This window comes from Micromonospora sp. NPDC048935 (assembly GCF_043197875.1).
Classification (GTDB): Bacteria; Actinomycetota; Actinomycetes; order Mycobacteriales; family Micromonosporaceae; genus Micromonospora.
On record NZ_JBICTZ010000001.1, the window covers coordinates 551,270 to 576,636 of the forward strand.

Annotated in this window: 28 protein-coding genes; 15 read left to right on the forward strand and 13 right to left on the reverse strand. The window is 72.6% G+C overall.

Annotated elements, in window-relative coordinates; genetic code table 11:
• Nucleotides 1–14 precede the first annotated feature (14 nt).
• Both ACGFIW_RS02940 and ACGFIW_RS02945 read left to right on the forward strand, forming a co-directional pair.
• Nucleotides 15–1,196 (forward strand): acetoin utilization protein AcuC, encoded by a 1,182-nt coding sequence (locus ACGFIW_RS02940; RefSeq protein WP_393310636.1) that lies wholly within the window; start codon nucleotides 15–17, stop codon nucleotides 1,194–1,196.
• A gap of 24 nt (nucleotides 1,197–1,220) precedes the next feature.
• Nucleotides 1,221–3,776 (forward strand): GNAT family N-acetyltransferase, encoded by a 2,556-nt coding sequence (locus ACGFIW_RS02945; RefSeq protein ID WP_393310637.1) that lies wholly within the window; start codon nucleotides 1,221–1,223, stop codon nucleotides 3,774–3,776.
• A 10-nt stretch (nucleotides 3,777–3,786) separates the two neighbouring features.
• Here ACGFIW_RS02945 and ACGFIW_RS02950 read toward each other — a convergent pair whose 3' ends face one another.
• Nucleotides 3,787–4,194, reverse strand: coding sequence for a VOC family protein (locus ACGFIW_RS02950; RefSeq protein ID WP_393310638.1), 408 nt, complete (start codon nucleotides 4,192–4,194; stop codon nucleotides 3,787–3,789).
• 92 nt (nucleotides 4,195–4,286) lie between these two features.
• Nucleotides 4,287–5,303 (reverse strand): RNA polymerase sigma factor SigB, encoded by a 1,017-nt coding sequence (gene sigB / locus ACGFIW_RS02955; protein ID WP_357558883.1) that lies wholly within the window; start codon nucleotides 5,301–5,303, stop codon nucleotides 4,287–4,289.
• Between the two features lie 229 nt (nucleotides 5,304–5,532).
• On the opposite strand from sigB, the gene ACGFIW_RS02960 reads away from it, so the two are divergent.
• Entirely contained in the window at nucleotides 5,533–6,321 is a 789-nt protein-coding gene (locus ACGFIW_RS02960) for a sporulation protein (protein WP_393311223.1), read from the forward strand.
• A gap of 161 nt (nucleotides 6,322–6,482) precedes the next feature.
• On the opposite strand, the gene dtd is transcribed toward ACGFIW_RS02960, so the two are convergent.
• The 3 genes from dtd to ACGFIW_RS02975 all read right to left on the reverse strand — a co-directional run bounded on the left by dtd (nucleotide 6,483) and on the right by ACGFIW_RS02975 (nucleotide 9,592).
• Entirely contained in the window at nucleotides 6,483–6,905 is a 423-nt protein-coding gene (gene dtd, locus ACGFIW_RS02965) for a D-aminoacyl-tRNA deacylase (RefSeq protein WP_393310639.1), read from the reverse strand.
• 82 nt (nucleotides 6,906–6,987) lie between these two features.
• Entirely contained in the window at nucleotides 6,988–8,472 is a 1,485-nt protein-coding gene (locus ACGFIW_RS02970; protein WP_393310640.1) for a methyltransferase, read from the reverse strand.
• Between the two features lie 34 nt (nucleotides 8,473–8,506).
• Entirely contained in the window at nucleotides 8,507–9,592 is a 1,086-nt protein-coding gene (locus ACGFIW_RS02975; RefSeq protein WP_393310641.1) for a CPBP family intramembrane glutamic endopeptidase, read from the reverse strand.
• A 90-nt stretch (nucleotides 9,593–9,682) separates the two neighbouring features.
• On the opposite strand from ACGFIW_RS02975, the gene ACGFIW_RS02980 reads away from it, so the two are divergent.
• Nucleotides 9,683–10,258, forward strand: coding sequence for an HhH-GPD-type base excision DNA repair protein (locus ACGFIW_RS02980; protein WP_393310642.1), 576 nt, complete (start codon nucleotides 9,683–9,685; stop codon nucleotides 10,256–10,258).
• A 3-nt stretch (nucleotides 10,259–10,261) separates the two neighbouring features.
• Here ACGFIW_RS02980 and ACGFIW_RS02985 read toward each other — a convergent pair whose 3' ends face one another.
• Complete coding sequence (locus ACGFIW_RS02985; RefSeq protein ID WP_363726101.1) at nucleotides 10,262–10,573, reverse strand: hypothetical protein; 312 nt, start codon at nucleotides 10,571–10,573, stop codon at nucleotides 10,262–10,264.
• 13 nt (nucleotides 10,574–10,586) lie between these two features.
• Nucleotides 10,587–10,874 (reverse strand): hypothetical protein, encoded by a 288-nt coding sequence (locus ACGFIW_RS02990; protein WP_124771959.1) that lies wholly within the window; start codon nucleotides 10,872–10,874, stop codon nucleotides 10,587–10,589.
• A 103-nt stretch (nucleotides 10,875–10,977) separates the two neighbouring features.
• On the opposite strand from ACGFIW_RS02990, the gene ACGFIW_RS02995 reads away from it, so the two are divergent.
• The gene (locus ACGFIW_RS02995) at nucleotides 10,978–11,337 is read left to right on the forward strand and encodes a DUF3099 domain-containing protein (RefSeq protein ID WP_357070318.1); all 360 of its coding nucleotides are present in this window, start codon (nucleotides 10,978–10,980) and stop codon (nucleotides 11,335–11,337) included.
• A gap of 54 nt (nucleotides 11,338–11,391) precedes the next feature.
• Here ACGFIW_RS02995 and ACGFIW_RS03000 read toward each other — a convergent pair whose 3' ends face one another.
• On the reverse strand, nucleotides 11,392–12,291 hold the full coding sequence (locus tag ACGFIW_RS03000) for a carbohydrate kinase family protein (RefSeq protein WP_393310643.1): 900 nt from the start codon (nucleotides 12,289–12,291) through the stop codon (nucleotides 11,392–11,394).
• Entirely contained in the window at nucleotides 12,288–13,223 is a 936-nt protein-coding gene (locus ACGFIW_RS03005; RefSeq protein ID WP_393310644.1) for a pseudouridine-5'-phosphate glycosidase, read from the reverse strand. Before ACGFIW_RS03005 ends, ACGFIW_RS03000 begins: the two co-directional genes overlap by 4 nt.
• 88 nt (nucleotides 13,224–13,311) lie before the next feature.
• On the opposite strand from ACGFIW_RS03005, the gene ACGFIW_RS03010 reads away from it, so the two are divergent.
• The 3 genes from ACGFIW_RS03010 to ACGFIW_RS03020 all read left to right on the forward strand — a co-directional run bounded on the left by ACGFIW_RS03010 (nucleotide 13,312) and on the right by ACGFIW_RS03020 (nucleotide 16,143).
• A complete protein-coding gene (locus tag ACGFIW_RS03010; protein WP_007456912.1) occupies nucleotides 13,312–13,530 on the forward strand; it encodes a DUF3039 domain-containing protein in 219 nt (72 codons plus the stop codon).
• Nucleotides 13,531–13,570: 40 nt separating this feature from the next.
• Nucleotides 13,571–14,233, forward strand: a complete 663-nt coding sequence (locus ACGFIW_RS03015; RefSeq protein WP_393310645.1) for a trimeric intracellular cation channel family protein — start codon at nucleotides 13,571–13,573, stop codon at nucleotides 14,231–14,233.
• 176 nt (nucleotides 14,234–14,409) lie between these two features.
• On the forward strand, nucleotides 14,410–16,143 hold the full coding sequence (locus ACGFIW_RS03020; RefSeq protein ID WP_393310646.1) for a DEAD/DEAH box helicase: 1,734 nt from the start codon (nucleotides 14,410–14,412) through the stop codon (nucleotides 16,141–16,143).
• 706 nt (nucleotides 16,144–16,849) lie between these two features.
• Here the strand turns inward: ACGFIW_RS03020 and ACGFIW_RS03025 are convergent.
• Together ACGFIW_RS03025 and ACGFIW_RS03030 are read right to left on the reverse strand one after the other, a co-directional pair.
• Entirely contained in the window at nucleotides 16,850–17,083 is a 234-nt protein-coding gene (locus ACGFIW_RS03025; protein ID WP_030337431.1) for a hypothetical protein, read from the reverse strand.
• A 245-nt stretch (nucleotides 17,084–17,328) separates the two neighbouring features.
• Nucleotides 17,329–18,939 carry an RNA polymerase sigma factor gene (locus ACGFIW_RS03030; protein ID WP_393310647.1) on the reverse strand — a complete coding sequence of 537 codons (1,611 nt, stop codon included), beginning with the start codon at nucleotides 18,937–18,939 and terminating at the stop codon, nucleotides 17,329–17,331.
• Nucleotides 18,940–19,227: 288 nt separating this feature from the next.
• On the opposite strand from ACGFIW_RS03030, the gene ACGFIW_RS03035 reads away from it, so the two are divergent.
• Nucleotides 19,228–20,049, forward strand: coding sequence for an inositol monophosphatase family protein (locus ACGFIW_RS03035; protein ID WP_393310648.1), 822 nt, complete (start codon nucleotides 19,228–19,230; stop codon nucleotides 20,047–20,049).
• Between the two features lie 24 nt (nucleotides 20,050–20,073).
• Here ACGFIW_RS03035 and ACGFIW_RS03040 read toward each other — a convergent pair whose 3' ends face one another.
• Nucleotides 20,074–20,589, reverse strand: a complete 516-nt coding sequence (locus tag ACGFIW_RS03040) for a LytR C-terminal domain-containing protein (RefSeq protein ID WP_393311224.1) — start codon at nucleotides 20,587–20,589, stop codon at nucleotides 20,074–20,076.
• A 433-nt stretch (nucleotides 20,590–21,022) separates the two neighbouring features.
• Between ACGFIW_RS03040 and ACGFIW_RS03045 the strand changes: the two genes are divergently transcribed.
• A complete protein-coding gene (locus tag ACGFIW_RS03045) occupies nucleotides 21,023–21,319 on the forward strand; it encodes a DUF4193 domain-containing protein (RefSeq protein WP_007075406.1) in 297 nt (98 codons plus the stop codon).
• 116 nt (nucleotides 21,320–21,435) lie between these two features.
• Entirely contained in the window at nucleotides 21,436–22,293 is an 858-nt protein-coding gene (locus ACGFIW_RS03050) for a hypothetical protein (protein WP_393310649.1), read from the forward strand.
• Between the two features lie 19 nt (nucleotides 22,294–22,312).
• On the opposite strand, the gene ACGFIW_RS03055 is transcribed toward ACGFIW_RS03050, so the two are convergent.
• Nucleotides 22,313–22,846, reverse strand: coding sequence for a DUF3093 domain-containing protein (locus ACGFIW_RS03055; protein ID WP_393310650.1), 534 nt, complete (start codon nucleotides 22,844–22,846; stop codon nucleotides 22,313–22,315).
• Between the two features lie 84 nt (nucleotides 22,847–22,930).
• Here ACGFIW_RS03055 and dut point away from each other — a divergent pair, with 84 nt between their 5' ends.
• The 4 genes from dut to ACGFIW_RS03075 all read left to right on the forward strand — a co-directional run bounded on the left by dut (nucleotide 22,931) and on the right by ACGFIW_RS03075 (nucleotide 25,359).
• Nucleotides 22,931–23,467, forward strand: a complete 537-nt coding sequence (gene dut, locus ACGFIW_RS03060; RefSeq protein WP_393310651.1) for a dUTP diphosphatase — start codon at nucleotides 22,931–22,933, stop codon at nucleotides 23,465–23,467.
• 25 nt (nucleotides 23,468–23,492) lie between these two features.
• Nucleotides 23,493–24,155 carry a DUF3710 domain-containing protein gene (locus tag ACGFIW_RS03065; RefSeq protein ID WP_393310652.1) on the forward strand — a complete coding sequence of 221 codons (663 nt, stop codon included), beginning with the start codon at nucleotides 23,493–23,495 and terminating at the stop codon, nucleotides 24,153–24,155.
• A gap of 114 nt (nucleotides 24,156–24,269) precedes the next feature.
• Nucleotides 24,270–24,650 (forward strand): OB-fold nucleic acid binding domain-containing protein, encoded by a 381-nt coding sequence (locus ACGFIW_RS03070; protein ID WP_357070298.1) that lies wholly within the window; start codon nucleotides 24,270–24,272, stop codon nucleotides 24,648–24,650.
• Between the two features lie 25 nt (nucleotides 24,651–24,675).
• Nucleotides 24,676–25,359, forward strand: coding sequence for a DUF3159 domain-containing protein (locus ACGFIW_RS03075; protein ID WP_393310653.1), 684 nt, complete (start codon nucleotides 24,676–24,678; stop codon nucleotides 25,357–25,359).
• Nucleotides 25,360–25,367 lie beyond the last annotated feature (8 nt).

A 25,367-nucleotide genomic window follows, 5' to 3' on the forward strand; every position in this document is an offset into this window, starting at 1 on the left:
GCGACGATGGGCGCATGTCCGACGACACGGTGGTGGTGTGGGACGAGTCGCTGCTCGCCTACGACATGGGTGACCATCCGCTCGACCCGGTCCGGGTGGAGCTGACCGTCGCGCTGGCCCGCGAGCTGGGCGTCCTGGATCGGCCCGGGGTGCGGATGGTCAAGCCGGAGCCCGCCGACGACGCCCTGCTCACCCGGGTGCACCACCCGGCCTACCTGGCCGCGGTGCGGGCCGCGCCCCGCGATCCGCTCTTCGCCGGGTACGGGCTGGGCACGTCCGACAACCCGATCTTCGACGGGATGCACGAGGCCAGCGCGCTGATCACCGGTGCGACGGTGGCCGCCGCCGAGGCGGTCTGGCGTGGCGACGCCCGGCGGGCGGTGAACGTGGCCGGTGGCCTGCACCACGCGATGCCCGCCCGCGCCGCTGGTTTCTGCGTCTACAACGACCCCGCGGTCGCCATCGCCCGCCTGCTCGACCTGGGCGCGGAACGGATCGCGTACGTGGACGTCGACGTGCACCACGGCGACGGCGTCCAGGAGGTCTTCTGGGACGACCCCCGGGTGCTCACGGTCAGCCTGCACGAGACTCCGCTCGCCCTCTTTCCGTACACCGGCTTTCCGGACGAGACGGGTGGGCCGGGCGCGCAGGGCAGCGTGGTCAACATGCCGCTGCCGCCGGGTGTCGACGACACCGGTTGGCAGCGGGCGTTCCACGCGATCGTGCCGTCGGTGCTGCGCGCGTTCCGGCCGCAGGTGCTCGTCACCCAGTGCGGCGCCGACGGGCACCGGCTGGATCCACTCGCCGATTTGAACCTGACGGTGGACGGGCAGCGGGCCACCTACCTGGCCATGCGGGCACTCGCCGACGAGTTGTGCGACGGCCGGTGGGTGGCCACCGGCGGCGGCGGGTACGCGCTTGTCGAGGTGGTGCCCCGGGCCTGGACCCACCTGCTGGCCGTGGCCACCGGTGACCCGATCGACCCGGCCACGCTCACCCCGCCGGGCTGGCGGGACCTGGTCGTCTCCCGCCGTCTGGGCCGGGAGGTGCCGCTGCGGATGACCGACGACGCGGACCCGTCGTACGAGCCGTGGCAGCCGACCGGCGAGCCCACCGCCGTGGACCGGGCGATCGCGGCGACCCGCAAGGCGGTCTTTCCGCTGCTCGGGCTCGACCCGCACGATCCGCGGGACTGAGCCGGGCGGGGGAGGGCCGCGCCGGTGACGACAGTGGACCAGCCGGTGGACGTGCTGCTCAGCGACGGCAGCACCGTCCAGTTGCGACAGATCGAGCCGAGCGACGCGCCGGGCATCGTGGCGATGCACAGCAGGTTCTCCGAGCGCACCCGCTACCTTCGGTACTTCTCCCCGTACCCCCGCATCCCGGAACGCGACCTGATCCGTTTCGTCACCGTCGACCACCACGACCGGGAGGCGTTCGTGGTGCTGGCCGCCGACCGGATCGTGGCGGTGGGCCGCTACGAGCGGCTCGGCCCGCAGGCGCCGGACGCCGAGGTGGCCTTCGTGGTGGAGGACGCCTACCAGGGCCGGGGCATCGGTTCGGTGCTGATGGAGCACCTGGCCGACACCGCCCGCCGCAACGACATCATGAGCTTCGTCGCCGAGGTGCTCCCGGCCAACGGGACGATGCTGCGGGTCTTCGCCGACTTCGGTTACCAGGTCCAGCGCGAGTACGCCGACGGCGTGGTGCACCTGAGCTTCCCGATCGCGCCCACCGAGGCCACGCTGGAGGTGCAGCGCGGCCGGGAGCACCGCACCGAGGCCCGTTCGATCGCCCGGCTGCTCGCCCCACGCGGCATCGTCGTCTACGGTGCCAGCGCCACCGGCCAGGGTGTCGGCGCGGCCGTGCTCGGGCACCTGCGCGACGGCGGTTTCACCGGCGCGGTGGTGCCGGTGCATCCGAGCGCGTCGACGGTGGCGGGCCTGCCCGCGTACCCGTCGGCGGTCGACGCCGGGACGCCACTGGACCTGGCGGTGGTGGCGGTCCCCCCGCAGGCGGCGATCGCGGTGGTCGCCGACGCCGCGGCCGCCGGGGTGCACGGTCTGGTGGTCATCTCGGCCGGCTTCGCCGAGGCCGGCGCCGAGGGAGCGGCCACGCAGCGGGCGCTGGTCCGCGCGGCGCACGCCGCCGGCATGCGGGTCGTCGGCCCGAACTGCCTGGGCGTGGCCAACACCGACCCGACGGTACGCCTCAACGCCACCCTCGCCCCGGCCCTGCCGCCGGCCGGCCGGGTGGGCATCTTCAGCCAGTCCGGTGCGTTCGGGGTGGCGCTGCTCGCCGAGGCGGACCGGCGTGGCCTCGGGCTGTCCAGTTTCGTCTCGGCCGGCAACCGGGCCGACGTCTCCGGCAACGACCTCCTTCAGTATTGGCAGGACGACCCGGGCACCGACGTGATCATGTTGTACCTGGAGACGTTCGGTAACCCGCGCAAGTTCGCCCGGCTGGCCCGGCGGATCGGCCGTGCCAAACCGGTCGTCGCGCTCGCCTCGCCGGCCCGCCCGGCCGGGGTGGGTGACAGCGCCGGTCCGGACGAGGTGGCGGTGGCGGCGCTCTTCGCCCAGTCCGGGGTGATCCGGGTGGACACCGTGCCGGAGCTGCTCGACGTGGGTGTGCTGCTGGCCAACCAGCCGTTGCCGGCCGGTGGCCGGGTCGGTGTGGTGGGCAACTCGTCGGCCCTGACCGGCCTGGCCGCCACCGCCTGCGTGGGGCAGGGCCTCACCGTCGCCGAGGGCTATCCCCGCGACGTCGGGCCGGGCGCCGGTGCGGCCGAGTTCGCCGCCGCTCTCGAACAGACGGCCGGCGACGAGCGGGTGGATGCCCTGGTGGTGGTCTTCGCCCCGCCGCTGCCCGGCCAACTGACCGAGGTGGACGCCGACGTGACGGCCGCACTTCCGGCGGCCCTCGCGCTGGGCAAACCGACAGTGGCGACGTTCCTGGTCGGGCGGCTGCCGCCGGGGGTGCCCGCGTACGCCGGGGTGGAGGAGGCGGTCCGGGCCCTCGTCCGCGTGCACCGGTACGCGCAGTGGCTCCGCCGCCCGCCCGGGGTGACGCCCGAGATGCCGGGCATCGACCGGGCCGCCGCGCCTGCCGCGTTCCGCGGCGACGCCACCGACGCGGGGGCGCTGCTGGCCGCGTACGGGATCGACGTGGTGGCGTCGGTGCCCGTCGACTCGGCCGACGCGGCGGTCGACGCGGCGGCACTGCTGGGCTATCCGGTGGCGCTCAAGGCGGCCGCCCCGGGGCTGCGGCACCGGCTCGACCTCGGCGCGGTCCGGCTCGACCTGCCCGACGAGCCGACCCTCCGTCGGGCGTACACCGAGGTGGCGGCGGCCTTCGGCGCGGACGCGCTGGTCCAGCCGATGGTCGCGCCCGGAGTGGCGTGTGTGGTGGAGCTGGTGGAAGATCCGGCGTTCGGGCCGGTCGTCGGCTTCGGTCTCGGCGGGGTCGCCACCGAGCTGCTCGGCGACCGGGCCTGGCGGGCGGTGCCACTTACCGACACCGACGCCGCCGAGCTGGTCGACGAGCCCCGGGCCGCGCCGCTGCTGCGCGGGCACCGGGGTGCCGCGCCGGTCGACCGGGAGGCCCTGGCCGACCTGCTGCTGCGGGTGGGTCGGCTCGCCGACGAACAGCCCCGCGTGCGCTCGCTGACCCTCAACCCGGTGCTCGCCCGCCCGGACGGCATCGCGGTCCTGCACGCCCAGGTCCAGGTGGGCGGGGTGGCCGCCCGCCCGGACACCGGCCCCCGGCGGCTGTGACCGCGCCCGCTCAGGCGCGGCTGGAGATCTGCTGGACGCCCCAGGTGTTGCCGTCCGGGTCGGCGAAGAAGACGAAACCGACGTTGTCCAGTGGGTCCGGCACCGGTCGCGGGTTCTGTCCCACCACCTGGATCTCGCTGACCTGCACACCCCGCTCGACAAGCTCGGCGTGGGCCCGCTTCAGGTCGGGCACCACCAGTTGCAGGCCCCGCAGCGAGCCCGGCGGCATCTCCGGCACGACGCCCCTGCCGATCACGATCGAGCAACCGGAGCCGGGTGGGGTGAGCTGCACGATCCGCGCGTCGGCACTGATCACCGTGTCGTGGTCCACTGCGAAGCCGAGCTGCTCGGCGTAGAACGTCTTCGCCCGGTCCACGTCGGAGACCGGCACGATCACCACTTCCAGCGTCCAGTTCACGGCTGCCCTCTCGTCGGGTGTTCCAGTCAACCATCTCGCCAGCAGGGAAGGCCCCGGCGAACCGCCGGGGCCTTCCCTGGGAACCGGGTGCGTCAGCAGGCGTACGCCTCCAGGCGCTGCGCGCGTTCCGGGGCGCGCAGCTTCAGCAGCGTCACCTTCTCGATCTGCCGGATCCGCTCCCGGGACAGGCCGAACTCGCGTCCGACCTCGTCCAGCGTGCGCTGCCGGCCGTCGTCCAGACCGAACCGGAGCCGGATGACCGCCTGCTCCCGCTGGGACAGGGTGGCCAGCACGATGCTCACCTCGTTGCGCAGCTCGCCCTGGGCGGCGGCGTCGCCCGGCTCCGTGCGCGGGTCCACCGAGGCCACGAAGTCGCCGAGCGCGCTCTCGCCGTCGTCGCCGACGGCCTGGTCCAGGCTGACCGGCTCCCGGTCGTACGAGATCAGCTCGATGACCTGGATCTCGGGGATCTCCAGGGCGCGGGCGACCTCGGCGACCGTCGGCTCGCGGCCCAGCGTCACCGCCAACTCCCGACGGGCCCGCACCATCCGGTTGACCTGCTCGACCATGTGCACCGGGATGCGGATGGTGCGGGCCTGGTCGGCCATCGCCCGGGTGATCGCCTGCCGGATCCACCAGGTCGCGTACGTGGAGAACTTGTAACCCTTGGCGTAGTCGAACTTCTCCACCGCCCGGATCAGACCGAGGTTGCCCTCCTGGATGAGGTCGAGGAACGCCATGCCGCGCCCGGTGTAGCGCTTGGCGATGCTGACCACCAGCCGCAGGTTCGCCTCCAACAGATGGTCCTTGGCCGCCCGGCCCTCCGCGACGACGAGTTCCAGGTCGGCCCGCAGCTCCTCGGAGACCGGGGTGCAGGTGGCCAGCTTCTCGTCCGCGAACAGGCCGGCCTCGATCCGGCGGGCCAGGTCGACCTCCTGCGCGGCGGTCAGCAGCTTCGTCCGGCCGATCCCGTTGAGATACGCCCGGACCAGGTCGGTCGAGATGCCACGCTCGTCGGTGGCGTCCAGGTCGGCGAGGACCTCGGAGGTCCCGTCGGTGTCGGTCGTGGTGGCCAGGCGCGCCCGGTGTTCCGTCATCTGCAGGACCATCTCTGTCTCCCCGTTTCCACGTCTGTGCCGTGTCTCCGGCCCAGTGGTGCCGGTGTGAGACACAGCTTGGCGGGCAGGGCGTAAAACGGGAGTGAGGCGATCGGGCACCCGACAGGAATTGGCCGGATCCTTGGCGCGGAGTGTCGTCCCGCTCTGGGGTTGTCCGGCACGGCTACCTTGCGGACGGTCGGCCTCCTCGGGTCGGCGACGACGAAAGATGGAGGACGGTGTGGTCTTCAAGCGGCTCATGAAGGCGATGGGGGTCGGCGGCCCGTCGGTCGAGACGGTGCTGGCCAACCCGAACTGCCGCCCGGGCGGCCAGTTGGAGGGCCGCATCCAGGTGCTCGGCGGTGACCACCAGGTCGACATCGAGCACGTGACCCTCGGCCTGGTCACCCGGGTCGAGGTCGAGAGCGGCGACAGCGACCACGAGACCACCCAGGAGTTCCGCCGCCAGCAGATCACCGGCGCGTTCCGGCTGGAGCCGGGGCAGCGCCACGACATCCCGTTCCGCTTCGACGTGCCGTGGGAGACACCGATCACCGACCTGTACGGGCAGCGCCTGCACGGCATGACGATGGGTCTGCGTACCGAGCTGGAGGTCGCCCGCGCTGTCGACAAGGGCGACCTGGACGCTGTGTCGGTGCACCCGCTGCCCGCGCAGGAGCGACTGCTCGACGCGCTGCTGCGACTGGGTTTCCGCTTCGCACGCGCCGATGTGGAGCGTGGTCACATCTATGGCGTACGACAGACGTTGCCGTTCTATCAGGAGATCGAGTTCAGCCCGGCCCCGCAGTACGCCCGCTCGATCAACCAGTTGGAGGTCACCTTCATCGCCGACGCCCAGCAGATGCAGGTGGTGCTGGAGGTCGACAAGCGCGGTGGCGTCTTCACCGAGGGCCGGGACGCCTTCGGCCGGTTCACCGTCGACCACGCCACCGCCGACCGCACCGACTGGACCGCTGAACTGGACAACTGGCTCCGCCAGTCCCTAACCCGCCGAGGCCTCTTCTCCTAACCCACCCCCACCCCCACCCCCCCATCCCCACCCCACCCCACCCCCACCCCAGGCCATCCGTTGATCATGAGGTTGACGGGCGATTCGATCTTCAAAAGGCCCGTCAACCTCATGATCAACCGGGGTGGGTGGGTGGGGGGAGTGGGGTGGGGTGGGGTGGGTTAGAGGTCTAGGAGGATTGTTCGGGGGCCTGTGTTGGTGCTGTCCACGAGCATGTGGGTGCGGAAGCGGCCCGTCTCGACCTTGGCGCCTCGTTGGCGCAGGGCGTCGACCACCGCGGTGACGAGTGGTTCGGCGACCTCTGCGGGGGCGGCGGCGGTCCAGCTCGGGCGGCGGCCCTTGCGCGCGTCGCCGTAGAGGGTGAACTGGCTGACCACCAGGATCGGCGCGCCGGTGTCGGCGGCGGACCGGTCGTCGTCCAGGATGCGCAGCTCGTGCACCTTGCGGGCCATCGTCTGAGCGGTCTGCGCCGTGTCGGTGTGGGTCACCCCGAGCAGCACCAGCAGGCCGTTCTCGATTGCCCCGACCACCTCGCCGTCGACTGTCACGCTGGCCCGCCCGACGGTCTGCACCACCGCACGCATCAGCAACCCGCCGCGGAGCCGGTGTCCGCCGCGTGGCTGGCAGCTGGTGCGTAACCGGCAGCCGTCGCGGAATCGGCTCGCGTCATGCGGTCACCGCCTCGATGAAGCCGCGTTCCACCAGGTGCGCCACGATCGGGCCGGCGGCCTCGGCCATCTCGTCCGGCTCGACGTCGTGCGCCGCGGCGAGCAGGGCGAGCTGGTCGCGCAGCGGCAGCCGGCCGTCGGCACCACCGACGAGCGCCAACACCAGTGGGTCGATCTCCTCGGTCCAGCGCAGGCCGTGCGGCATCGCGAGGACCTGCCGGTCCACCGCCCAGCCCTCGTCACCCATGGTGGCCTCCTGCCGCAGTTGCAGGCCCTCGGCGGCCCGGTAGCGCTCGGCGAGCAGCGCCTCGGTGTCGCGTACCCGAAGGAAGTCCTGGCGGTCGAACCAGGCGGCGATGTGGTCGCCCAACGGAGGTTGCACCCGCTGACGCAGGTCCTCCACCCGGACCACCGGGTCGGTGTGGCCACCCCGGCGCACCGACACGATGCCGAAGCCGATCCCCTCCACCTTGTGCGCGTCGAACCAGTCCAGCCAGGCGGCCATCCGCTGCGGGTCGGCGGTCTCGCCGACGTCGGTGAGCCACAGGTCGACGTACGCCATCGGGTCGGCCACCTCGCGCTGGATCACCCAGGCGTCCAGGCCGGTGCCGGCGAACCAGCCGGCCACCCGCTCGTCCCACTCCTCGCCGGCGACGTGCACCCAGTTCGCCAGGTACTGCATGGTGCCGCCCTCGGTGAGCAGCCCGGGGGCGGCGGCGGCCAACTCGGCGCCGATCGCGTCACCGACCCGGCCGGAGTCGCGGTAGACGTGCGTGGTGGTGCCCGGGCCGACCACGAACGGCGGGTTGCTCACCACCAGGTCGAACCGCCGACCGGCCACCGGGGCGACCAGGTCACCGCGGAGCAGTTCCCAGTCCTGACCGTTGAGGGCGGCGGTGGTCGCGGCGAAGCGCAGCGCCCGCTCGGACAGGTCGGTGGCGGTCACCGACCGGGCGTGGGTGGCCAGGTGCAGGGCCTGGACGCCGGAGCCGGTGCCCAGGTCAAGTGCGCTGTCGACGGGCCGGCGCATGGTCGCGCCGATCAGGGTCTGGGTGGCCCCGCCGACGCCGAGGACGTGCTCGGCGTGCAACGGTCGGCCCGGCCGGGCACTTGCCGACACGTCGGCGAGCACCCACCAGTCGTCGCCGTACGGTTCCAGGTCGATGCCGGCGCGCAGGCCACCGCCGTACCGCTCGACCAGCCCGCCGGCCAGGGCCTCCTCCAGGCCCAGCGGCGCCAGCGCGGCGGCCACCGCCGCCTCCGACTCGGTCTGGTCGCAGATGAACACCCGGATCAGGGTGCCCAGCGGGTCGCCGTCCTCGGTGGCGCGCAGCGCCGCCCGGAAGTCGTTGCGGGCGACCGCGGCGGTCGCCTGGGCGCCCAGCCGCTCGGCGACGCCACGGCTGGTGAACCCGGTCCGGGTCAGCGCGGCCCGCAGCGCGTCGACACCGGCGGGGGAGAGCAGCATGTCGTGTTCGTCCACTCCGACATCCTGCCTGCCGCCGTGGAACGGGCCGTCACCACCCGCGAGATTCGACCCCGGCAGCCGGGAGCCTCGGCTCGGTGCCGCCCGGGAGAGGGACCGCCCCGCCCGGGAGAGGGACCGCCCCGCCCGGGAGAGAGGCCGCCCCGGTCGGGAGCGGGGGCTCGCCGGTCGGGAGCGGGGGCTCGCCGGGCACGGCCACGACCGGGGCCGGCGGTACGACTGTCGCCAGCCCTCGACGCGCGGCCAACCGGTCGACGACCAGGGCGTACGCCGACAGGACCACCACGTCGACCAGGACGAGCTGCCAGGGGGAGTCGGCCATCGTCTCGTCGGCGGCGAGCTCGCCGAACGCCGCCGCCAGGGTGAAGCCGGTCAGGTTGTTCACCACGTGCAGCGCGATCGCGGCCTCGATCCCGCCGGTGCGGATCGCCAGCCAACCCATGAGCGCTCCCATGAACGCCAGGTCCAGGAAGCCCCAGACCGTGCCCCAGCCGTGCGCGGCGGCGAAGAGCACCGCCTGGAGGGTGATCGCGGGCCAGGGTGTGCGCAGGTACGCGCCGACGGCCTGCAACAGCCAGCCCCGGAAGGCGTACTCCTCCGCGGCCGCCTGGAACGGCACCAGCAGGAGGACCATCAGCAGACCGGCGGCGAACTCCGGCCAACCGACCCAGGTGGTCACCGGGTCGAGGACCGAGCCCTCGTCGGTCAGCCCGAGCAGGAGGTCGGCGCCGAACAGCATGACGATGATCAGCGGCGTGGCGATCAGCAGGCAACGGCCGAGCCAGCCCCACCGCAGCCGGCCGAGCACCGAGGAGAGCGTGCCGGCGGGCCGGCTCTGCACGAGCCACGCGGTGCCGAGCACCAGTGGGAGCAGCAGCGCCAGCGAGGCGAGCAGCAGCGCGGCGTCCGGAATCGGGCCGAAGGTGGGAAACCCGTCGGCGTCGTACGGGCGGTTGGTGAGCTCGCCCACGACGGCGGCGACGCCGAAGAGGAGGCCGGTGACCACCGCCGCCGAGGCGAGCAGCGCGAGGGTGCCGACGATGGGTTTCCACACGCGGTGCCGGTCGGTGTGGCCGAGCCGGTGGTACGGGGATCCGGGCGGGGCGGTCCGAAGCATGACGTCGAGCGTGGCAGACCGGCGCCACCTGTCCGCACCGAACGGAGCGTCGGTGTCCGCCCACGTCGGTGCACCAGGCAGGATGTCCGCATGACGCTCGTGCTGCCGATCGATCCGGAGGCCAACCGGCTGCTGGAGCGCAGCCCACTGGCCCTGCTCCTCGGCATGGTCCTGGACCAACAGATCCCGATGGAGAAGGCGTTCTCCTCGCCGTACGTGCTGGTGCAGCGGCTCGGCCACGACCTGGACGCGGCGGAGCTGGCCGGGTACGACCCGGAGGCCCTGGTCGCGCTCTTCGCCCAGCCGCCCGCGCTGCACCGGTTCCCGAAGGCGATGGCGGCCCGGGTGCAGGAGGTCTGTCAGGTGTTGGTGGACCGCTACGACGGTGACGCGGCGCTGCTGTGGTCAGCCGTCGCCGACGGGCCGGAGCTGCTGCGCCGGGTCGCCGCGCTGCCCGGTTTCGGCAGGCAGAAGGCGCAGATCTTCGTGGCCCTGCTCGGTAAGCGCTTCGGGGTGACCCCGCAGGACTGGCGGAAGGCAGCCGGAGACTACGGCGACCCGGGCGCGTACCGGTCGGTGGCCGACGTCACCGACGCCGATTCGCTGCGCCGGGTGCGGGAGTTCAAGCAGCAGATGAAGGCGGCGGCCAAGGCGGCGCGGGGCTGACGCTCAGGCGGCGGTCGGGTGTGCCAGCGAGGCCAGCGCGCGCCGGACGTCGGCGAGCGAGACGGTCGCGGAGTCGTCCAGGTCGGCCAGGCCGGCCTCGATCCACTGGCGCATCAGCGTGGTGACCCCGATGCCCCGGGCGTCGGCGGCCGCCCGCACCCGCTCGTAGGTCTCCAGCGGCAGCCGGACCGACCGGCTCACCATCGGCACGTCGGTGTCGGGGGTGGGCAGATCCACCGCCGGGCTCTCGTCGATCAACTCGGCGATCCGGTCGTCGCCGCTGTGGAACTGCTTGGTCGCGTCGTCACGGTGCATCGTCACGGCCTCCTCATCGGCGGTCTCTCCGCACGGCCTCGTCGTAGCGTTTGGACTCGACGTCGCTCAACTCGCGGGCGGAGAGGATGTCCCAGTCGTTGTCGGTGCCATCGGCCTCGGCGAGCAGCACCGCCAGTCGGCGACCCCGACGGGCGGCGGCGTAGACGACCATGACGTCGTCGCCCAGGTGGCGGATGACCCGGCGGGCGCTGTGCAGCGCCTCCCAGACTTCCCCGGGCGTGACGTCGTAGACCCTCAGGTTGGCCAACGCCTCGTCGGTGAAGCTGAACCTGCTGCCCACGCCCGGAGCGTACCACGGACGTAACACGCATCGTGCTGAGTCGAATTTCGCTGATCAAGGCCCTGCGGTGACAGGATGAGGCGTAACCCCCTCGAGGAGGTCCATGGTGAAGCGTCAGGCGTACCAGCCGATTCTGATCACCGACGCCTCGCGCAGCCAGGACGATCAGCTCAACAGTCGCCAGCGCCGCTATGTCCTGATGATGGGCATCCGGGTGTTGTGCATCATCGTCGGCGCGATCCTGGTCGGTGCGAACGCCCCACTGCTCTGGCTCTGGCTGCCGCTCTGCGGCCTCGGCATGGTGCTCATCCCCTGGCTGGCCGTGCTGCTGGCCAACGACCGGCCGCCGAAGGAAGAGCACCGGCTGGCCAACCGGTTCCACCCCCGCCAACAGGACGACACCCCGCCGATGAGCCTCACCGCCGAAGAGCGCACACACAAGGTCATCGACGTCGAGCCCTGACCCCGAGAGCAGGTCAGGGCTCGACCGGTCACGGCTGTGACCAGGCGCCGCCGCTCACGGCTGTGGCCGCGCGCCGATGGTGGAGACGGCAAGCGCCCCCAGGTCGGTGGCGCGGTTCAGCGCCACGGTCGGGGTGGCACCGGCGAGCCAGGCGGTCAGCAGACCGGCCGCGAAGGCGTCGCCCGCCCCCGTGACATCCGCCACCGCCACCCGCCGGGCCGGAGCCACCCAGACCGCCGCGCCGCGGTCGACCCAGACCGCGCCGGCCGCGCCGCGCTTGACCACGACCCGCCGCGCCGTCGCCGACAACGCCCGCCCCTGCGCCGCCGGGTCCAGCCCGCCGGCAAGCACCGTGGCCTCGTCCGCGTTGACCAGCAGCAGGTCGACATCGCGTACCCAACTCAGGAACGCCGCCGCACCGACGCGCCGCAGCGGCGCCGCGGAGGCCGCGTCGACGCTCGTGGTGAGCCCGCGCTCGCGGGCGGCGGCCAACGCCCGCAGCCCGGCACCGCGCGACTCGGTGTCCAACAGGGTGTACGCGGACAGGTGCAGATGCCCCGCGTCGGGCACCGCCGCGAGGGCCCGCTCGACGTGCGCGGCGCTCAGCCGCAGGTTCGCGCCCCGCTGGCTGACCATGGTGCGCTCGCCGTCGGTGGCCAACACGATGACCGTGCCGGTCGGCGCGTCCTCGACCCGCTCGACCGCGCAGTCGACACCCGCTCGCTCCAACTCGGCGACCCGGTCCCGCCCCGCGTCGTCGGCACCGGCGGCGCCGACGAGCGTGACGTCCACCCGCTGCGCGGCGACCCAGGCCGCGGTGTTGGCCGCCTGACCGCCGCCGCCGATACTGATCTCGGCCGCCGCGTCCGAGCCCACCGCGAGCGGCCCGGACAGCACGGCGACCACGTCGGTGATCACGTCCCCGACGACGACCACCCGCGCCGGTCGGGTCATACCGTGGCGGCGGTGTCGCGGGCCGCCGCGGCGACCGCGATCCGCGCGGCCAGGTCGGCGTTGCGCAGGATGATCCGGACGTTGACGGCGAGGCTCGCGCCCTCGGTGGCCGAGTGGAAGTACGCCAGCAGGTACGGGGTGACGGCCTTACCGGTGATCCCGTCGCGCTCCAGCAGGGCCAGACCGTCGGCGAGCGTCCGGTCGTGCAGCTCCGGGTCGAGTTGCTCGTCGACCGGCAGCGGATTGGCGACGAGCAGCCCGCCGGTGTGCAGCGCGTGCCCGTCCCGGGCGGCGAGCACGGCGGCGACCTGCTCCGGCGAGTCCACCGACCAGTCCAGGTCGAAGCCGGCGTCGGTCAGGTAGAAGCCGGGGAACCGGCGGGTGCGGTAACCGAGGACGGCGACCCCGAGGGTCTCCAGGCGCTCCAGCGTCGCGCCCACGTCGAGGATCGACTTGACGCCGGCGCAGACCACCGCGATCGGGGTCTGGGCCAGGGTGACCAGGTCGGCCGACTCGTCGAAGGTGTGCGCGGCCTCCCGGTGCACCCCACCCAACCCGCCGGTGGCGAACACCCCGATCCCGGCCGCGGCGGCCACCGCGCTGGTGGCGGCCACGGTGGTGGCACCGTCCACGCCGGTCGCCGCCGCCACCGCGAGGTCGCGGACGGAGAGCTTGGTCACTCCGTCGACGGTGGCGAGCCGGGTCAGCTGCGTGTCGTCCAGGCCGACCACCAGCTCGCCGCCGATCATGCCGATCGTCGCGGGAACTGCCCCGGCGTCCCGGACCGCCCCCTCGATCTCCCTGGCCACCCGCAGGTTCTCCGGGCGGGGAAGGCCGTGCGAGACGATGGTGCTCTCCAGTGCGACGACGGGTCGGCCGTCGCGCAGGGCTGCGGCGACCTCGGTGCCGTAGCTGAGGTGAAAGTCAGTCACCCGGGCACCGTACGGGGTCGGGCTCCGGCCGGCCTCAGGTGGACCCGGCCGTGATGACCTGCCAAACTTGACCGTTGGAGGTGCAGACGTGAGCACAGAGGTTCTCGAGCGTCCAGAGCTGAAGGATGCCGACACCGGTCCCGAGATGTTCCACTACGTCCGCAAGGAGAAGATCGCCGAGAGTGCCGTCATGGGCACCTTCGTCGTCGCGCTCTGCGGCGAGACGTTCCCGGTCACCAAGGCGGCCAAGCCGGGTTCGCCGGTCTGCCCCAAGTGCAAGGAGATCTACGACTCGTACCGCGAGTGAACCTCGGCCGGTGCTCCGGCCGGCGACGTAGCCTGCGGCGGTGACCACCTCCACCGCCCTGCTCCTCGCCGACCTGACCGGCGTCGCGGTGTTCGCCGCCTCCGGGGCCTCGGCGGCGGTGGCCAAACGGCTGGACCTGTTCGGTGTCGCGTTCGTCGGGTTCGTGGCCGCTCTCGGCGGTGGGATCTTCCGGGACCTGGTCATCGACGAGGTGCCGCCGTTGGCCTTCGCCGACTGGCGGTACGCGGCCACCGCCGCGATCACCGCGCTGGCCGTGTTCTGGCTGCACCCGCAACTGGCCCGGCTGCGTACCACGGTCCTGGTGCTGGACGCGGCGGGCCTGGCACTGTTCACGGTGACCGGCACGCTCAAGGCACTCGACGCCCGGGTGCCGGCCGCCGGTGCCTGCCTCATCGGCATGCTCACCGCGATCGGCGGCGGGCTCGCCCGCGACCTGCTCACCGCCGAGATCCCGGTCGTGCTGCGCCGGGAGATCTACGCGCTGGCCGCCCTCGCCGGCGCGGTCACCGTGGCGCTGCTGCACGTCACCGGGCAGACCGGCCCCGCGCCGCTCACCGCCGCCGCCGTCGGAGTCTTCGGGCTGCGCCTGATCGCCCTGCGCCGACGTTGGTCCGCACCGGTGGCGACGCTGCGACCACCGCGAAGCGGTGCAGCGGATCCGCGTACCGACCGGAACTGGTGAGGCACCGATCGGGGTGGCGGATGTGACAGGCGTGGCGTCGCCTGGGCCGTGGGGCCCGCGCTGGTTATGCTGAGTCGGCCTTCGCGGCAGCTACTGCGCGGAGGCGTTTTCATGGGCGGCGGGACTCGTGGCCCATGCCCGGGGTCCGCCATCGTGCGGTCGGAGAGGAGCTTCGCGTGGCAGCCCGGACGCCGGTGCTCGAGACGTTCCCGGCACTACGCGCCTGGCAGCGCAAGGCCCTGGTGGAATACCTGCGTCGACGTACCGACGACTTCACCGCGGTCGCCACCCCGGGCGCCGGCAAGACCACCTTCGCCCTGCGCATCGCCGCGGAGCTGCTCGCCGACGGCACCATCGAGGCGGTCACCGTGGTCGCCCCGACCGAGCACCTGAAGAGCCAGTGGTCCGACGCGGCGGCCCGGGTGGGCATCCAGCTCGACGCCGCGTTCCGCAACGCCGACCTGCACTCCGCGGCCGACTTCCACGGCGCGGTCATCACCTACGCGCAGGTGGGGATGGCCCCGCACGTGCACCGGCGGCGCACCATGACCCGCCGCACCCTGGTCATCCTCGACGAGATCCACCACGCCGGTGACTCCCGGACCTGGGGCGACGGGGTGAAGGCCGCCTTCGAGCCCGCCGTACGCCGGCTGATGCTCACCGGGACGCCGTTCCGCTCCGACGACAACCCGATCCCGTTCGTCAGCTACGAGCGGGGCGGAGACGGGCTGTTGCGCTCCCGCGCCGACTCGGTGTACGGCTACGCCGACGCGCTGCGCGACGGCGTGGTCCGGCCGGTGCTCTTCCTGGCGTACTCCGGGGAGACCCGGTGGCGGACCAACGCGGGGGAGGAGTTGGCCGCCCGCCTCGGCGAGCCGATGACGCAGGATCTGGTGGCCCAGGCCTGGCGTACCGCCCTGGACCCGGCCGGCGACTGGATGCCGCAGGTGCTGCGCGCCGCCGACGCCCGACTCACCGTGCTGCGCAACGCGGGCATGGCCGACGCCGGCGGTCTGATCATCGCCACCGACCAGCAGACCGCCCGCTCGTACGCCAAGCTCATCGAACAGGTCACCGGCGAGAAGGCCGCCGTGGTGCTCTCCGACGACCAGGGCGCGTCCGCCCGGATCGCGACGTTCGCGGCGTCCGACCAGCGGTGGCTGGTCGCGGTGCGGATGGTGTCCGAGGGGGTGGACATCCCGCGACTCGCGGTCGGGGTCTACGCCACAAGTGCCAGCACGCCGCTCTACTTCGCCCAGGCGATCGGCCGTTTCGTGCGGGCCCGTCGACCCGGGGAGACCGCCTCGGTCTTCCTGCCCAGCGTGCCGCACCTGCTCGGGTTGGCCAGCGAGATGGAGACCGAGCGGGACCACGTGCTCGGCAAACCCAAGGAAGCCGACGGGTTCGACGACGACCTGCTGGAACGCGCGCAGCGCGACGACCAGGCCAGCGGCGAGTTGGAGAAGCGGTTCGCCGCGCTCTCCGCCACCGCCGAACTGGACCAGGTGATCTTCGACGGGGCGTCGTTCGGCACCGCGGCCCAGGCCGGCACCCCCGAGGAAGAGGAATACCTCGGCCTGCCCGGTCTGCTCACCGCCGACCAGGTGTCCCTGTTGCTCACCAAACGACAGGCCGCACAACTCGCCGCCCAACGCCGCCGTACGGCCGACGCGGCCGCTCAGCCGGCCGCTGCGCCCACCGCAGCGCCACCCGCACCCATGAGCGCGGCTCAGCGCCGCGTGGCGCTCAGACGCCAACTGAACGCTCTGGTGGCCGCCCGACACCACCGCACCGGCCAGCCGCACGGCAAGATCCATGCCGAGTTGCGCCGACTCTGCGGTGGCCCGCCGAGCGCCCAGGCCACCATCGAACAGCTAGAGGAACGCATCGCCACCATCCAGACCCTCTAGCCCCGCCCCGCCGCACCAGCGGGCTGCCCCGCCCCACCCCGCCAGCAGGCTGTCCGCCCGCCGCACTGCGCCCGCCCCGCCGCACTGCGCCCGCCCCGCCGCATTGCGCCCCGCACCGAGCCCCATCGCGCCCCGCCAGCAGGCTGCCCCGCCCCGCCAGCGGGCTGCGGCTTGGCGGCGTGATCCACTCGGCTTTCTTGAAAACGCGGTGTTCGAGCCAGGTGGAAAGCGCGACTTCCGTGAAACCGAGTGGATCATGGCGGCCGGGGTGGTGCCGAGGCTTGCCTGCCCGAAACGGCCGCACATGCCCCTCCACGGGCGTCCGGATCTCAAGATCACGCTAGATCCAGGATGTGGTGGTGTCGGTGCGTCGGTGAGGCCCCTGCATCCTGGTTCGAGCATGACCTTGCCCGGCGGTGGCGCTTGGACCTCGCTCTCGGCGTCTCTGGGGCGAGTGGTCGTCGTCAAGATCCGCGCAGGATCAGGGATGTTGCTGTCTCGCGCGTGTCGGAGGCAGCAACATCAGGGATGTTGTGACGATCTTGGCGCGGGGCGCGGGGCGCGGGGCGCGGGGCGCGGGGCGCGGGGCGCGGGGCGCGGGGCGCGGGGCGCGGGGCGCGGGGCGCGGGGCGCGGGGCGCTCGGACGGAAAAGCCGACCGGAGGCACCCTCGGGGTACCTCCGGCCGGCTATGTCGGTTAGCGGATTTAGTTCGCCATCAGATCGGCGCCACGCCAGCTGAAATCGGGCTCCGTTGCGAACCGCTCGGTGATCTTCACGAGATCCTCCGCGTACTTGTTCGCGTGGTGCCCACAGAACACCAGCTCGCTCCCACCCGCCAGAGTGATCCGGAGCTTCCCGGCAGCATTGCAGCGGTCGCACCGTTCATCGGCGGCTGGGGGTGCCACCGTCTCGGGCGGCGGCGTGAGGGTCGGGGTCATCGCCTTCCTCCTCTGGTCGTCACCGATGAACAATCTCTTCGGTCGTTGCTCACCTATGGTGCAACACCCTTACTAGGCACTGCCTTCCCTGTGTGCCCGCGGGGGACCGAGGTCACACATGGCAGGGACAGTGTGCCGTGCACCAAGGGTGCCACGTCAACGATCACATTCGTGCATCCGGACGATCACCATCTTGTGTTGCACACCAGGTGGTCAAAACGACACGTTCGGTTGACGAAACCCGCTCAGTCCAGGTAATCCCGGAGGACCTGCGACCGGGACGGGTGGCGCAGCTTGGACATCGTCTTGGACTCGATCTGCCGGATCCGCTCCCGGGTCACCCCGTAGACCTGGCCGATCTCGTCCAGCGTCCGTGGCTGACCGTCGGTCAGGCCGAAGCGCAGGCGTACCACACCCGCCTCACGCTCGGAGAGCGTCTGCAGCACCTGCTGGAGCTGGTCCTGTAGGAGCGAGAACGAGACCGCGTCGACCGCGACCACGGCCTCGGAATCCTCGATGAAGTCACCGAGCTGGCTGTCGCCCTCGTCACCGATGGTCTGGTCCAGAGAGATGGGCTCCCGAGCGTACTGCTGGATCTCCAGCACCTTCTCGGGTGTGATATCCATCTCCTTGGCCAGCTCCTCCGGGGTGGGCTCCCGGCCCAGATCCTGGAGCAGCTCGCGCTGTATGCGGCCGAGCTTGTTGATGACCTCGACCATGTGCACCGGGATGCGGATGGTGCGGGCCTGGTCGGCCATCGCCCGGGTGATCGCCTGCCGGATCCACCAGGTGGCGTACGTGGAGAACTTGTAGCCCTTGGTGTAGTCGAACTTCTCCACCGCGCGGATCAGACCGAGGTTGCCCTCCTGGATCAGGTCGAGGAAGGCCATGCCGCGTCCCGTGTACCTCTTGGCCAGCGACACCACCAGACGGAGGTTGGCCTCCAGGAGGTGGTTCTTGGCCCGCTCGCCGTCGCGGGAGATCCAGCCCAGGTCACGGACCATGTCCCGGACGAGCTTCTCCTCGCCCTCGTCGGCGGCGCGCAGCCGCTCGGCGGCGTAGAGCCCGGCCTCGATCCGCTTGGCCAGCTCCACCTCCTGCTCGGCGTTGAGCAGCGGAACCTTGCCGATCTGCTTCAGGTACGCGCGGACCGAGTCGGCCGAGGCGGTCAGCTCGGCGTCCCGCCGGGCCTGCTTGAGGGCCTCGGACTCCTCGTCGTCCCACTCGAAGTCGTTGTCGGTCGCCGACGCGGCGGCGTCGGTCTCGGCGGCCTGGGCCAGCTCGGCCGGCTCCTCGACCACCACGTCCTCGATCGCGGCGGCCAGCTCCTCCGGGTCGATGTCGCCGTCGGCGCCCTCGCCCTTGGCCTTGCCGGCGGCCTTGGTCGGCTTGGCGCCGGCAGCCGCGGCCACCGTCGCCTTGGTGGCTCGGGTCGACCTGGTCGCCTTCGCCGGAGCCGCCGCGGCACCCTCGGCGGGCGTGCCGGTGGCCTTGCGGGCGGCCACCTTGCGCGGGGCCGGCGTCGACGGCGCGTCGTCGGCGGCCGGTGCCTGCTTCGGGGCCGGCGCGGCGGCCTTCTTGGTGGTCTTGGCGGTGGTGGCCCGGGACGCCGGCGTGGTCGACCGGGCCGCGGCGACGCGGCGGCGGGTGCTCGCCGAGCCGTCCACCACTACGGTCACTCCCGCCTCGGAGAGCGCCCGCAGAATCTTCTTGGCCTGGGCCGGAGTCACCTCGGCGGACTCGACGGTGCGCGCGAGCTGGGCCGACGTCAGTTGACCGCCGGCGCTCTGCGCGTGGGCGATCAGGGTGTCGGTGAGCGAGCGAACGTCGGCGCCGGTCTGGCGGGGTTCTGTCACGAATGACCTTCCGGAGGCGAAGAGCGGGCACGGCCGGGTCGTCCGGCACAGCGTGGGGCAACCGGCCGGGCGATGTGGTTGAGGGACCCTCGCGTCCCGGGCCGGCCGGTGGTCGGCGGTCCGTGGCACGTGGGCAGGGGTGAATTGTAACGCCGTCTGCGGCGATCATCCTGCGCCGCACTGCGTAATGACGGTGGGACCGCTGATTCGGCGCTGATCTGGACTTTGTAAGGATGATACCCGCGCGTGGCCCGGAACACCCCGGTCGTGCGGGAAGGGGACGTTGGGATGCCCGGTTCGACGCCGTCACCTCGGGAACTTTTGGCGATCGCGCTCGACGTGGCACGGGACGCGGCGGCCACCGCGTACCGGATGCGCGTCGAGGGTGTCTCCGTGGCCGCGACCAAGAGCACGGTCACCGACGTGGTCACCGCGGCGGACCGGGCTGTCGAACGGCAGGTGCTCGACGCGCTGAAGCGGTCGAGACCAAACGACGCGGTGCTCGGCGAGGAGTACGGGACGGGGGACACCGGGCCGGTCGCGCCGGGCGGGGTGCGGTGGATCATCGACCCGATCGACGGCACCGTCAACTACCTGTACGGGTTGCCGTACAGCGCGGTGTCGCTGGCCGCCGAGGTGGACGGGGTGGTGGTCGCCGGCGTGGTGCGCAACGTGAACACCGGCGAGGAGTGGACGGCCACGGCCGGGGGTGGTGCCTGGCGTGACGGTGTCCGGCTGCGCTGCTCCGGCGAGACGGACCTGGGGCAGGCGCTGGTCGGCACCGGGTTCGGCTACGACGCCAGTCGTCGTGCGCACCAGGCCCAGGTCGTGGCGGGGCTGATCGCACACGTACGGGACATCCGCCGGCTGGGTGCCGCCGCGCTGGACCTCTGCCTGGTGGCGGAGGGCCGGCTCGACGCGTACTTCGAGAAGGGCCTCGCGGCCTGGGACCTGGCGGCGGGTGGGCTGGTGGCCGCCGAGGCGGGTGTGCGGGTCGCCGGCCTGGCCGGACGGCCGCCGGGGCCGGACCTGGTGGTCGCGGCCCCGCCGGCGCTCTTCACGCCGCTGCACGACCGGCTCGCCGAGTTGGACGCCGCCGGCGGGCCCTGATCGGTCGACCGCCCGGTCACGCCGTTACTTGGCGGGCGGGGACGGGCAGGAGCCCTTGGGTGCCTTGGGTGGGCCGGAGTCGCCGAGCGACTGGTTGACCTCGGTCGTAGTGGCGAGCTGCTGGAAGTTGTTGCCGAGCACCACGTCGACGACGTCGTCGGTGCGCGCAGGGTCGTAGCCCTGCGTGGCGTTGTTGAGGAAGTACGCCTGCAGCAGGTGCGCGGAGCCGACGCCCTTCGGGCCGTACCGCAGCACCGCGATGCCGTTGATCTGCTTCTTCTCGGTCGCGGTCTTCTGGACCTGGAACTGCCGGTTGCTCAACTCGTCGGCGACGGTGTGGGCGAGGCCGGGCTGGTCCGTGGCGTTGAGCACGTTGATCTTGACGTCCTTGCGCTCGCGCAGGTTCAGGTCGGCGAGCGGCCAGCCGTCCGGGCAGCCCTGGGCCGTGCCTGCGTTGCCCTGGCTGTCCCGCACGATCGCGGTGATCACGAACCCCAGGGCCAGCACCCCCAGCAGGCCGACGATGACGAGTGCTCGCACTCGCGCAAAACTCATCTGGGCACTCCCGGGACTTCAGGTGGGTGGCGGCAGCCGGCGACGATCGGACTGGCCGTCGGCCGTCGAATACGCCGCTGAGGTTAACGGTTGTCCGGCCGTCGCGTGGAAACAGCCCGACATGCCGGCGCGCCGACCGCGAACCGGGTACTACTACCCCTATCTTCGTGTCGCCTGAATCACATTGGGAACAACTTCGGGTGCAGGGGCGTACATCTCAGCCGCAAGGGCGGTATACATGCCTCGCCCAAGGGGGGGTAAGGTTCCGCGCTCGCAGGGGAGTCGCCCCAGCGAGCTCGACCCGTTCGGTCCCCGGGTCGGGTGCCCGACACAAGTGGCGGCCGGCCAGCGGAACCGAAACAGCGTCGTCCGGCGTTACAACCGGAAGCGACAACATCGATATGGGAGAGTGAAACCGATGGCCACCGACTACGACGCCCCGCGTCGCGACGAGGTCGACCTCGGCGAGGACAGCCTGGAAGAGCTCAAGGCACGGCGCGTCGACTCACAGTCGGGCGCGGTGGACGTCGACGAGGCCGAGGTGGCCGAGAGCTTCGAGCTGCCCGGTGCCGATCTGGCCGACGAGGAGCTCACGGTCAAGGTGCTTCCGATGCAGCAGGACGAGTTCCGGTGCGCCCGCTGCTTCCTGGTCCACCACCGTAGCCAGCTGGCGGTCGAGCGTAACGGCGAGCTGATCTGCCGCGAGTGCGTCTGACAACCACGACACCAGCGGCGGCCTCCTGAACGGGGCCGCCGCTGCCGGTGTAGGCATGCGGCCGTGGTGGGTACCTGCTTGACTCGTAGCGGGTAGCCACAGCACCGGGAGGTCCGATGAGCGATCGAGGCGGCACCACCGACGGCGGCACGGACAACCCCGGTGCCACCGACGGTGGCACCGACAAACCCGGTGCCACCGGTGGTGGCGCGGGGGACCTCGGCGCCACCGTGGCGGCGTTGACCGCGGACGACATCGAGCCGGCCCGACGCCGTCAACTGCTGGCCCGGATGGTCGGGCAGGCCCGTGCCCGGGGCGTCTCCGACCTGTTCAAGCCCCGCGCCGCCATGCGGTGGATGGTCGACGCGGTCGCGGACGTCGCCCCGCACGTGCCGGTGCGCGACCTGGACACCCTGCGCCAGCACTTCCCCGGCCTGGACGACGCCGCCCTGGCCGACCGGCTCATCCGCAACGCGTCTCGGACCACCGCCGCGATCGGCGCGGCCGGTGGGGGAGTCGCCGCCGTCGAGTGGACGGTGGCACCGACCCTGCTCTCCGCTCCGGTGCTGCTCGCCGCCGAGACGGTGGCCGTGGTCGCGGTGGAGCTGAAGCTGGTCGGTGAGTTGCACGAGATCCACGGTGTGGCGCTGCCCGACGGCGGCAGCCAGCGGGCCGTCGCCCTGGTGCACTCCTGGGCCACCCAGCGCGGTGTCAACCCGATGGTGCCCGGCGTGGGAGTGGGCGCGGTGCTCGGCACCGCCGCCCGCAAGGAACTGCGGGACATGCTGCTGCGGCGCTTCGGCCGCAACCTCACCACGCTCGGGCCGTTCCTGACCGGCGCGGCGGTGGCCAGCTTCCTCAACCGGCGGGCCACCCAGCAGATGGCCGAGCAACTTCAGGTGGACCTGCGTCGGCGGGGCATCGCCCGACCCGCGCCACCGTCGGCCCTGCCCGGCCCGCCAACCGGCACCTGAGCGGGGCCGGGGCGTCGGTTCAGCCCTGCTCGCCCGCCGGGGGACGGGAGAGCGTCAGGGCGTCCCGCGCGGTCAGCACCGCCTCGGCCAGCTCGACCGGGTGCCGCGTGCTCACCACCCAGAACGGGGTCGGGTCGGCCGGATCGTCGAGCACCACCTGCGCGGCGCCGCCGATCCACGGGCGCTGCACGACGAACGCGAGCGGGTCCGCGCCGACGCCCAGCACCTCACGGCGACCGGCGACGTCCAGCGGGATCACGTCGGCCACGAAGCGCACCGGCAGGCGGGCGTCGTCCACCCGCAGCTCGGAGTCGACCACCGCGACCCGGATCCGGCCCAGCCACCACATCCCGGCGGCGGCGAGCGGCAGCAGCACGGCGAACGGCAGCCAGGCCCGGACGCCGTCGGCACCCATCCAGATCTCGACGGCCAGCAGCGCGGCGGCCACCAGCCCGGCCAACCACAGCCACCAGGGCAGATCCAACCGTTCGGCGTACGCCGTGCGGGCGGCGACCGGCGGCTGATCGGCGGACGGGGAGGGCGACATGCTCACTCCTGCGAGGGTACGGCGCACGGCGGCTCGGCGAACCGGCAGGATGGCAGGGTCACCCCGCGAACCGGACGGAAGAGGGGACCCGTGACCGACGTCGTACCCGTGCCCGTGCGGCTGCTCGACTCCGAGCTGCCGCTGCCCACCTACGCCCATCCCGGCGACGCCGGGGCCGACCTGGTGGCGGCCGCGGACGTGGAGCTGCCGCCCGGAGGCCGCGCCCTGGTGCCCACCGGCGTGGCCATCGCGCTGCCGGAGGGGTATGTGGGTCTGGTCCACCCCCGGTCCGGCCTGGCGGCCAGGCTCGGCGTGACGGTGCTCAACGCGCCCGGTACGGTCGACGCCGGCTACCGGGGTGAGATCCTGGTCAACCTGATCAACCATGATCGTGATGTGCCGGCGAAGATCTCCCGCGGCGACCGGATCGCGCAGCTCGTGGTCCAACAGGTCGCGCGGGCGCGGTTCGAACCGGTGGCCGAGCTGCCCGCGTCCCGGCGCGGGACCGGCGGGCACGGGTCCACCGGTGGTCACGCCGGGCTGGTGCCGTCGCCGGCGGGCCAGGACCGGGTCCAGCAGCGGCCAGACGAGCCGGGCCGCGGGCAGACGGAAGAGGTGGCAGGGTGAGTGTGAACAGCGGAGGGCAGGCGCAGTGATCTTCTCCCGAAAGCGGGCCGATGCCGAACGGCACACCCGTGACGAGCGGGCCGTCGAGGTCCCGGACCAGGGTGATGCGGCGCCGGCGTTGATGCGCGGCCCGTACGACATCTCGGAGAGCCACGACGACGTGCAGCGCCTCGATCTGGGCAGTCTGCACATCCCGGCGATCACCGAGGTCGAGGTGCGGGTGCAGGCCGACCCCCAGGGCGTGGTCCAGCAGGTCGTGTTGGTGCACGGCGACAACGCGCTCCAGCTGGGTGTCTTCGCCGCGCCCCGGTCCGAGGGGATCTGGGACGAGGTGCGCGAGGAGATCCGCCAGTCGCTGCTCCGCGACGGCGCGAGCGCGCAGGAGGTCGACGGCGAGTACGGCCCGGAGCTGCACGCCCAGGTGCGTACCCCGGACGGCGTGACGAACCTGCGGTTCGTCGGCATCGACGGGCCGCGCTGGATGGTCCGTGGTGTGTTCCAGGGGCCGGTGGCGACCGACCCGTCCGTCGCCGGGCCGCTCGTGGAGTGCCTGGACGGCCTGGTGGTCGACCGTGGCCAGGAGGCGAAGCCGGTCCGCGAGCCGCTGCCGCTGCGGCTGCCCCGGGAGATCTCCGACCAGACCGACGCCGAGGCGGGGGACGCCGCCGCCGAGGCGCGCCAGGTCTGACCCGCGCACACCGGCCCGCCGGAACCAGCCCCGTCGGCGTACGCTGGCGGCACGGTTCCGGCGTCGCCGGGGCCGGCCGGGGTCGGCGAGCGTGGAGAGGGTGACGCGGAGGTCATGACGACCGACGAGGGCCGGGTGTCGCTGCGGCGCATCCTGCAACGGTTCACCGCCAGCGAAGCCGAGATCGACGCGCAGGAGCTGCGTCGGGAGAGCGCCCAGTGCGGCGGGATCCCGGCCCAGCAGTGCTCCCGGGGCCAACTGGTCTCGGTCGCTGGCCGGCTGCGCACGGTGGTCTACACGCCGCGCACCAACCTGCCCACCCTGGAGGCCGACCTCTACGACGGCACCGACGTGGTCACCCTGGTCTGGTTGGGTCGACGGCACATCGCCGGGATCGAGCCGGGCCGGCACCTGACCGCTCGTGGCCGGGTGGCGGTGCGCGACGACCGCAAGGTCATCTACAACCCCTATTACGAGCTGGACTCGCCGAAGTGACGGCGATGCGGACGGAAGGCCGGCGATGACGACGGGACAGGACCGGGCGGCACAGCCGGAGACCGGCCCTCCCGAGGAGGAGCCACTGCCGACGATCGCCGAGCAGATGGCCGACCAGCTCGGCGGCTGGCGGGGGCTTGTCGAGTCCAGCATTCCGGTCGTCGTCTTCGTGCTCGCCAACGTCATCGGCGAGCTGCGTCCGGCGGTGATCGCCTCGGTCGCCGTCGCGCTGCTGATCGCCGGGTTGCGGCTGGCCCAGCGCCGGCCGATCCGGCACGCCGTCAACGGCCTGTTCGGTGTCGGGATCGGCGCCGCCATCGCCTGGCGCACCGGCGACGAGCGCGACTTCTACCTCCCCGGCATCCTCTACGGCATCGGGTACGGCATCGCCCTGCTGGTCTCCGCGGCCATCCGGCAGCCACTGGTGGGCTGGATCTGGTCGGTGCTGGTCGCCAAGGGCCGCTCGGAATGGCGGGACGACCCGAAGCTGGTGCGGACCTTCACCCAGCTGACCGTGCTCTGGGGTGTGGTGTGGCTGGCCAAGGTGGGCGTGCAGGCCGGGCTCTACCTGGCCCACCAGGACACCGCGCTGGGCGTGGCCCGGCTGGCGCTGGGCTACCCGCCGTACGCGCTGCTGCTGCTGATCACGGTCTGGACGGTGCGCCGGGTCACCCGGGAGCCGCAACCGACCCCGCTGCCCGGCGCCTGAGCGGCGGG

Bases quoted from the DNA above. Each gene is read 5' to 3' on its own strand.
- ACGFIW_RS02940 (WP_393310636.1), top strand. From the start codon at position 15: ATGTCCGACGACACGGTGGTGGTGTGGGACGAGTCGCTGCTCGCCTAC.
- sigB (WP_357558883.1), bottom strand. From the start codon at position 5,303: ATGGTCCTGCAGATGACGGAACACCGGGCGCGCCTGGCCACCACGACC.
- dtd (WP_393310639.1), bottom strand. From the start codon at position 6,905: ATGCGTGCGGTGGTGCAGACCGTCGGGCGGGCCAGCGTGACAGTCGAC.
- ACGFIW_RS02975 (WP_393310641.1), bottom strand. From the start codon at position 9,592: ATGCTTCGGACCGCCCCGCCCGGATCCCCGTACCACCGGCTCGGCCAC.
- ACGFIW_RS02980 (WP_393310642.1), top strand. From the start codon at position 9,683: ATGACGCTCGTGCTGCCGATCGATCCGGAGGCCAACCGGCTGCTGGAG.
- ACGFIW_RS02985 (WP_363726101.1), bottom strand. From the start codon at position 10,573: ATGCACCGTGACGACGCGACCAAGCAGTTCCACAGCGGCGACGACCGG.
- ACGFIW_RS02995 (WP_357070318.1), top strand. From the start codon at position 10,978: ATGGTGAAGCGTCAGGCGTACCAGCCGATTCTGATCACCGACGCCTCG.
- ACGFIW_RS03000 (WP_393310643.1), bottom strand. From the start codon at position 12,291: ATGACCCGACCGGCGCGGGTGGTCGTCGTCGGGGACGTGATCACCGAC.
- ACGFIW_RS03025 (WP_030337431.1), bottom strand. From the start codon at position 17,083: ATGACCCCGACCCTCACGCCGCCGCCCGAGACGGTGGCACCCCCAGCC.
- ACGFIW_RS03035 (WP_393310648.1), top strand. From the start codon at position 19,228: ATGCCCGGTTCGACGCCGTCACCTCGGGAACTTTTGGCGATCGCGCTC.
- ACGFIW_RS03045 (WP_007075406.1), top strand. From the start codon at position 21,023: ATGGCCACCGACTACGACGCCCCGCGTCGCGACGAGGTCGACCTCGGC.
- ACGFIW_RS03050 (WP_393310649.1), top strand. From the start codon at position 21,436: ATGAGCGATCGAGGCGGCACCACCGACGGCGGCACGGACAACCCCGGT.
- ACGFIW_RS03070 (WP_357070298.1), top strand. From the start codon at position 24,270: ATGACGACCGACGAGGGCCGGGTGTCGCTGCGGCGCATCCTGCAACGG.
- ACGFIW_RS03075 (WP_393310653.1), top strand. From the start codon at position 24,676: ATGACGACGGGACAGGACCGGGCGGCACAGCCGGAGACCGGCCCTCCC.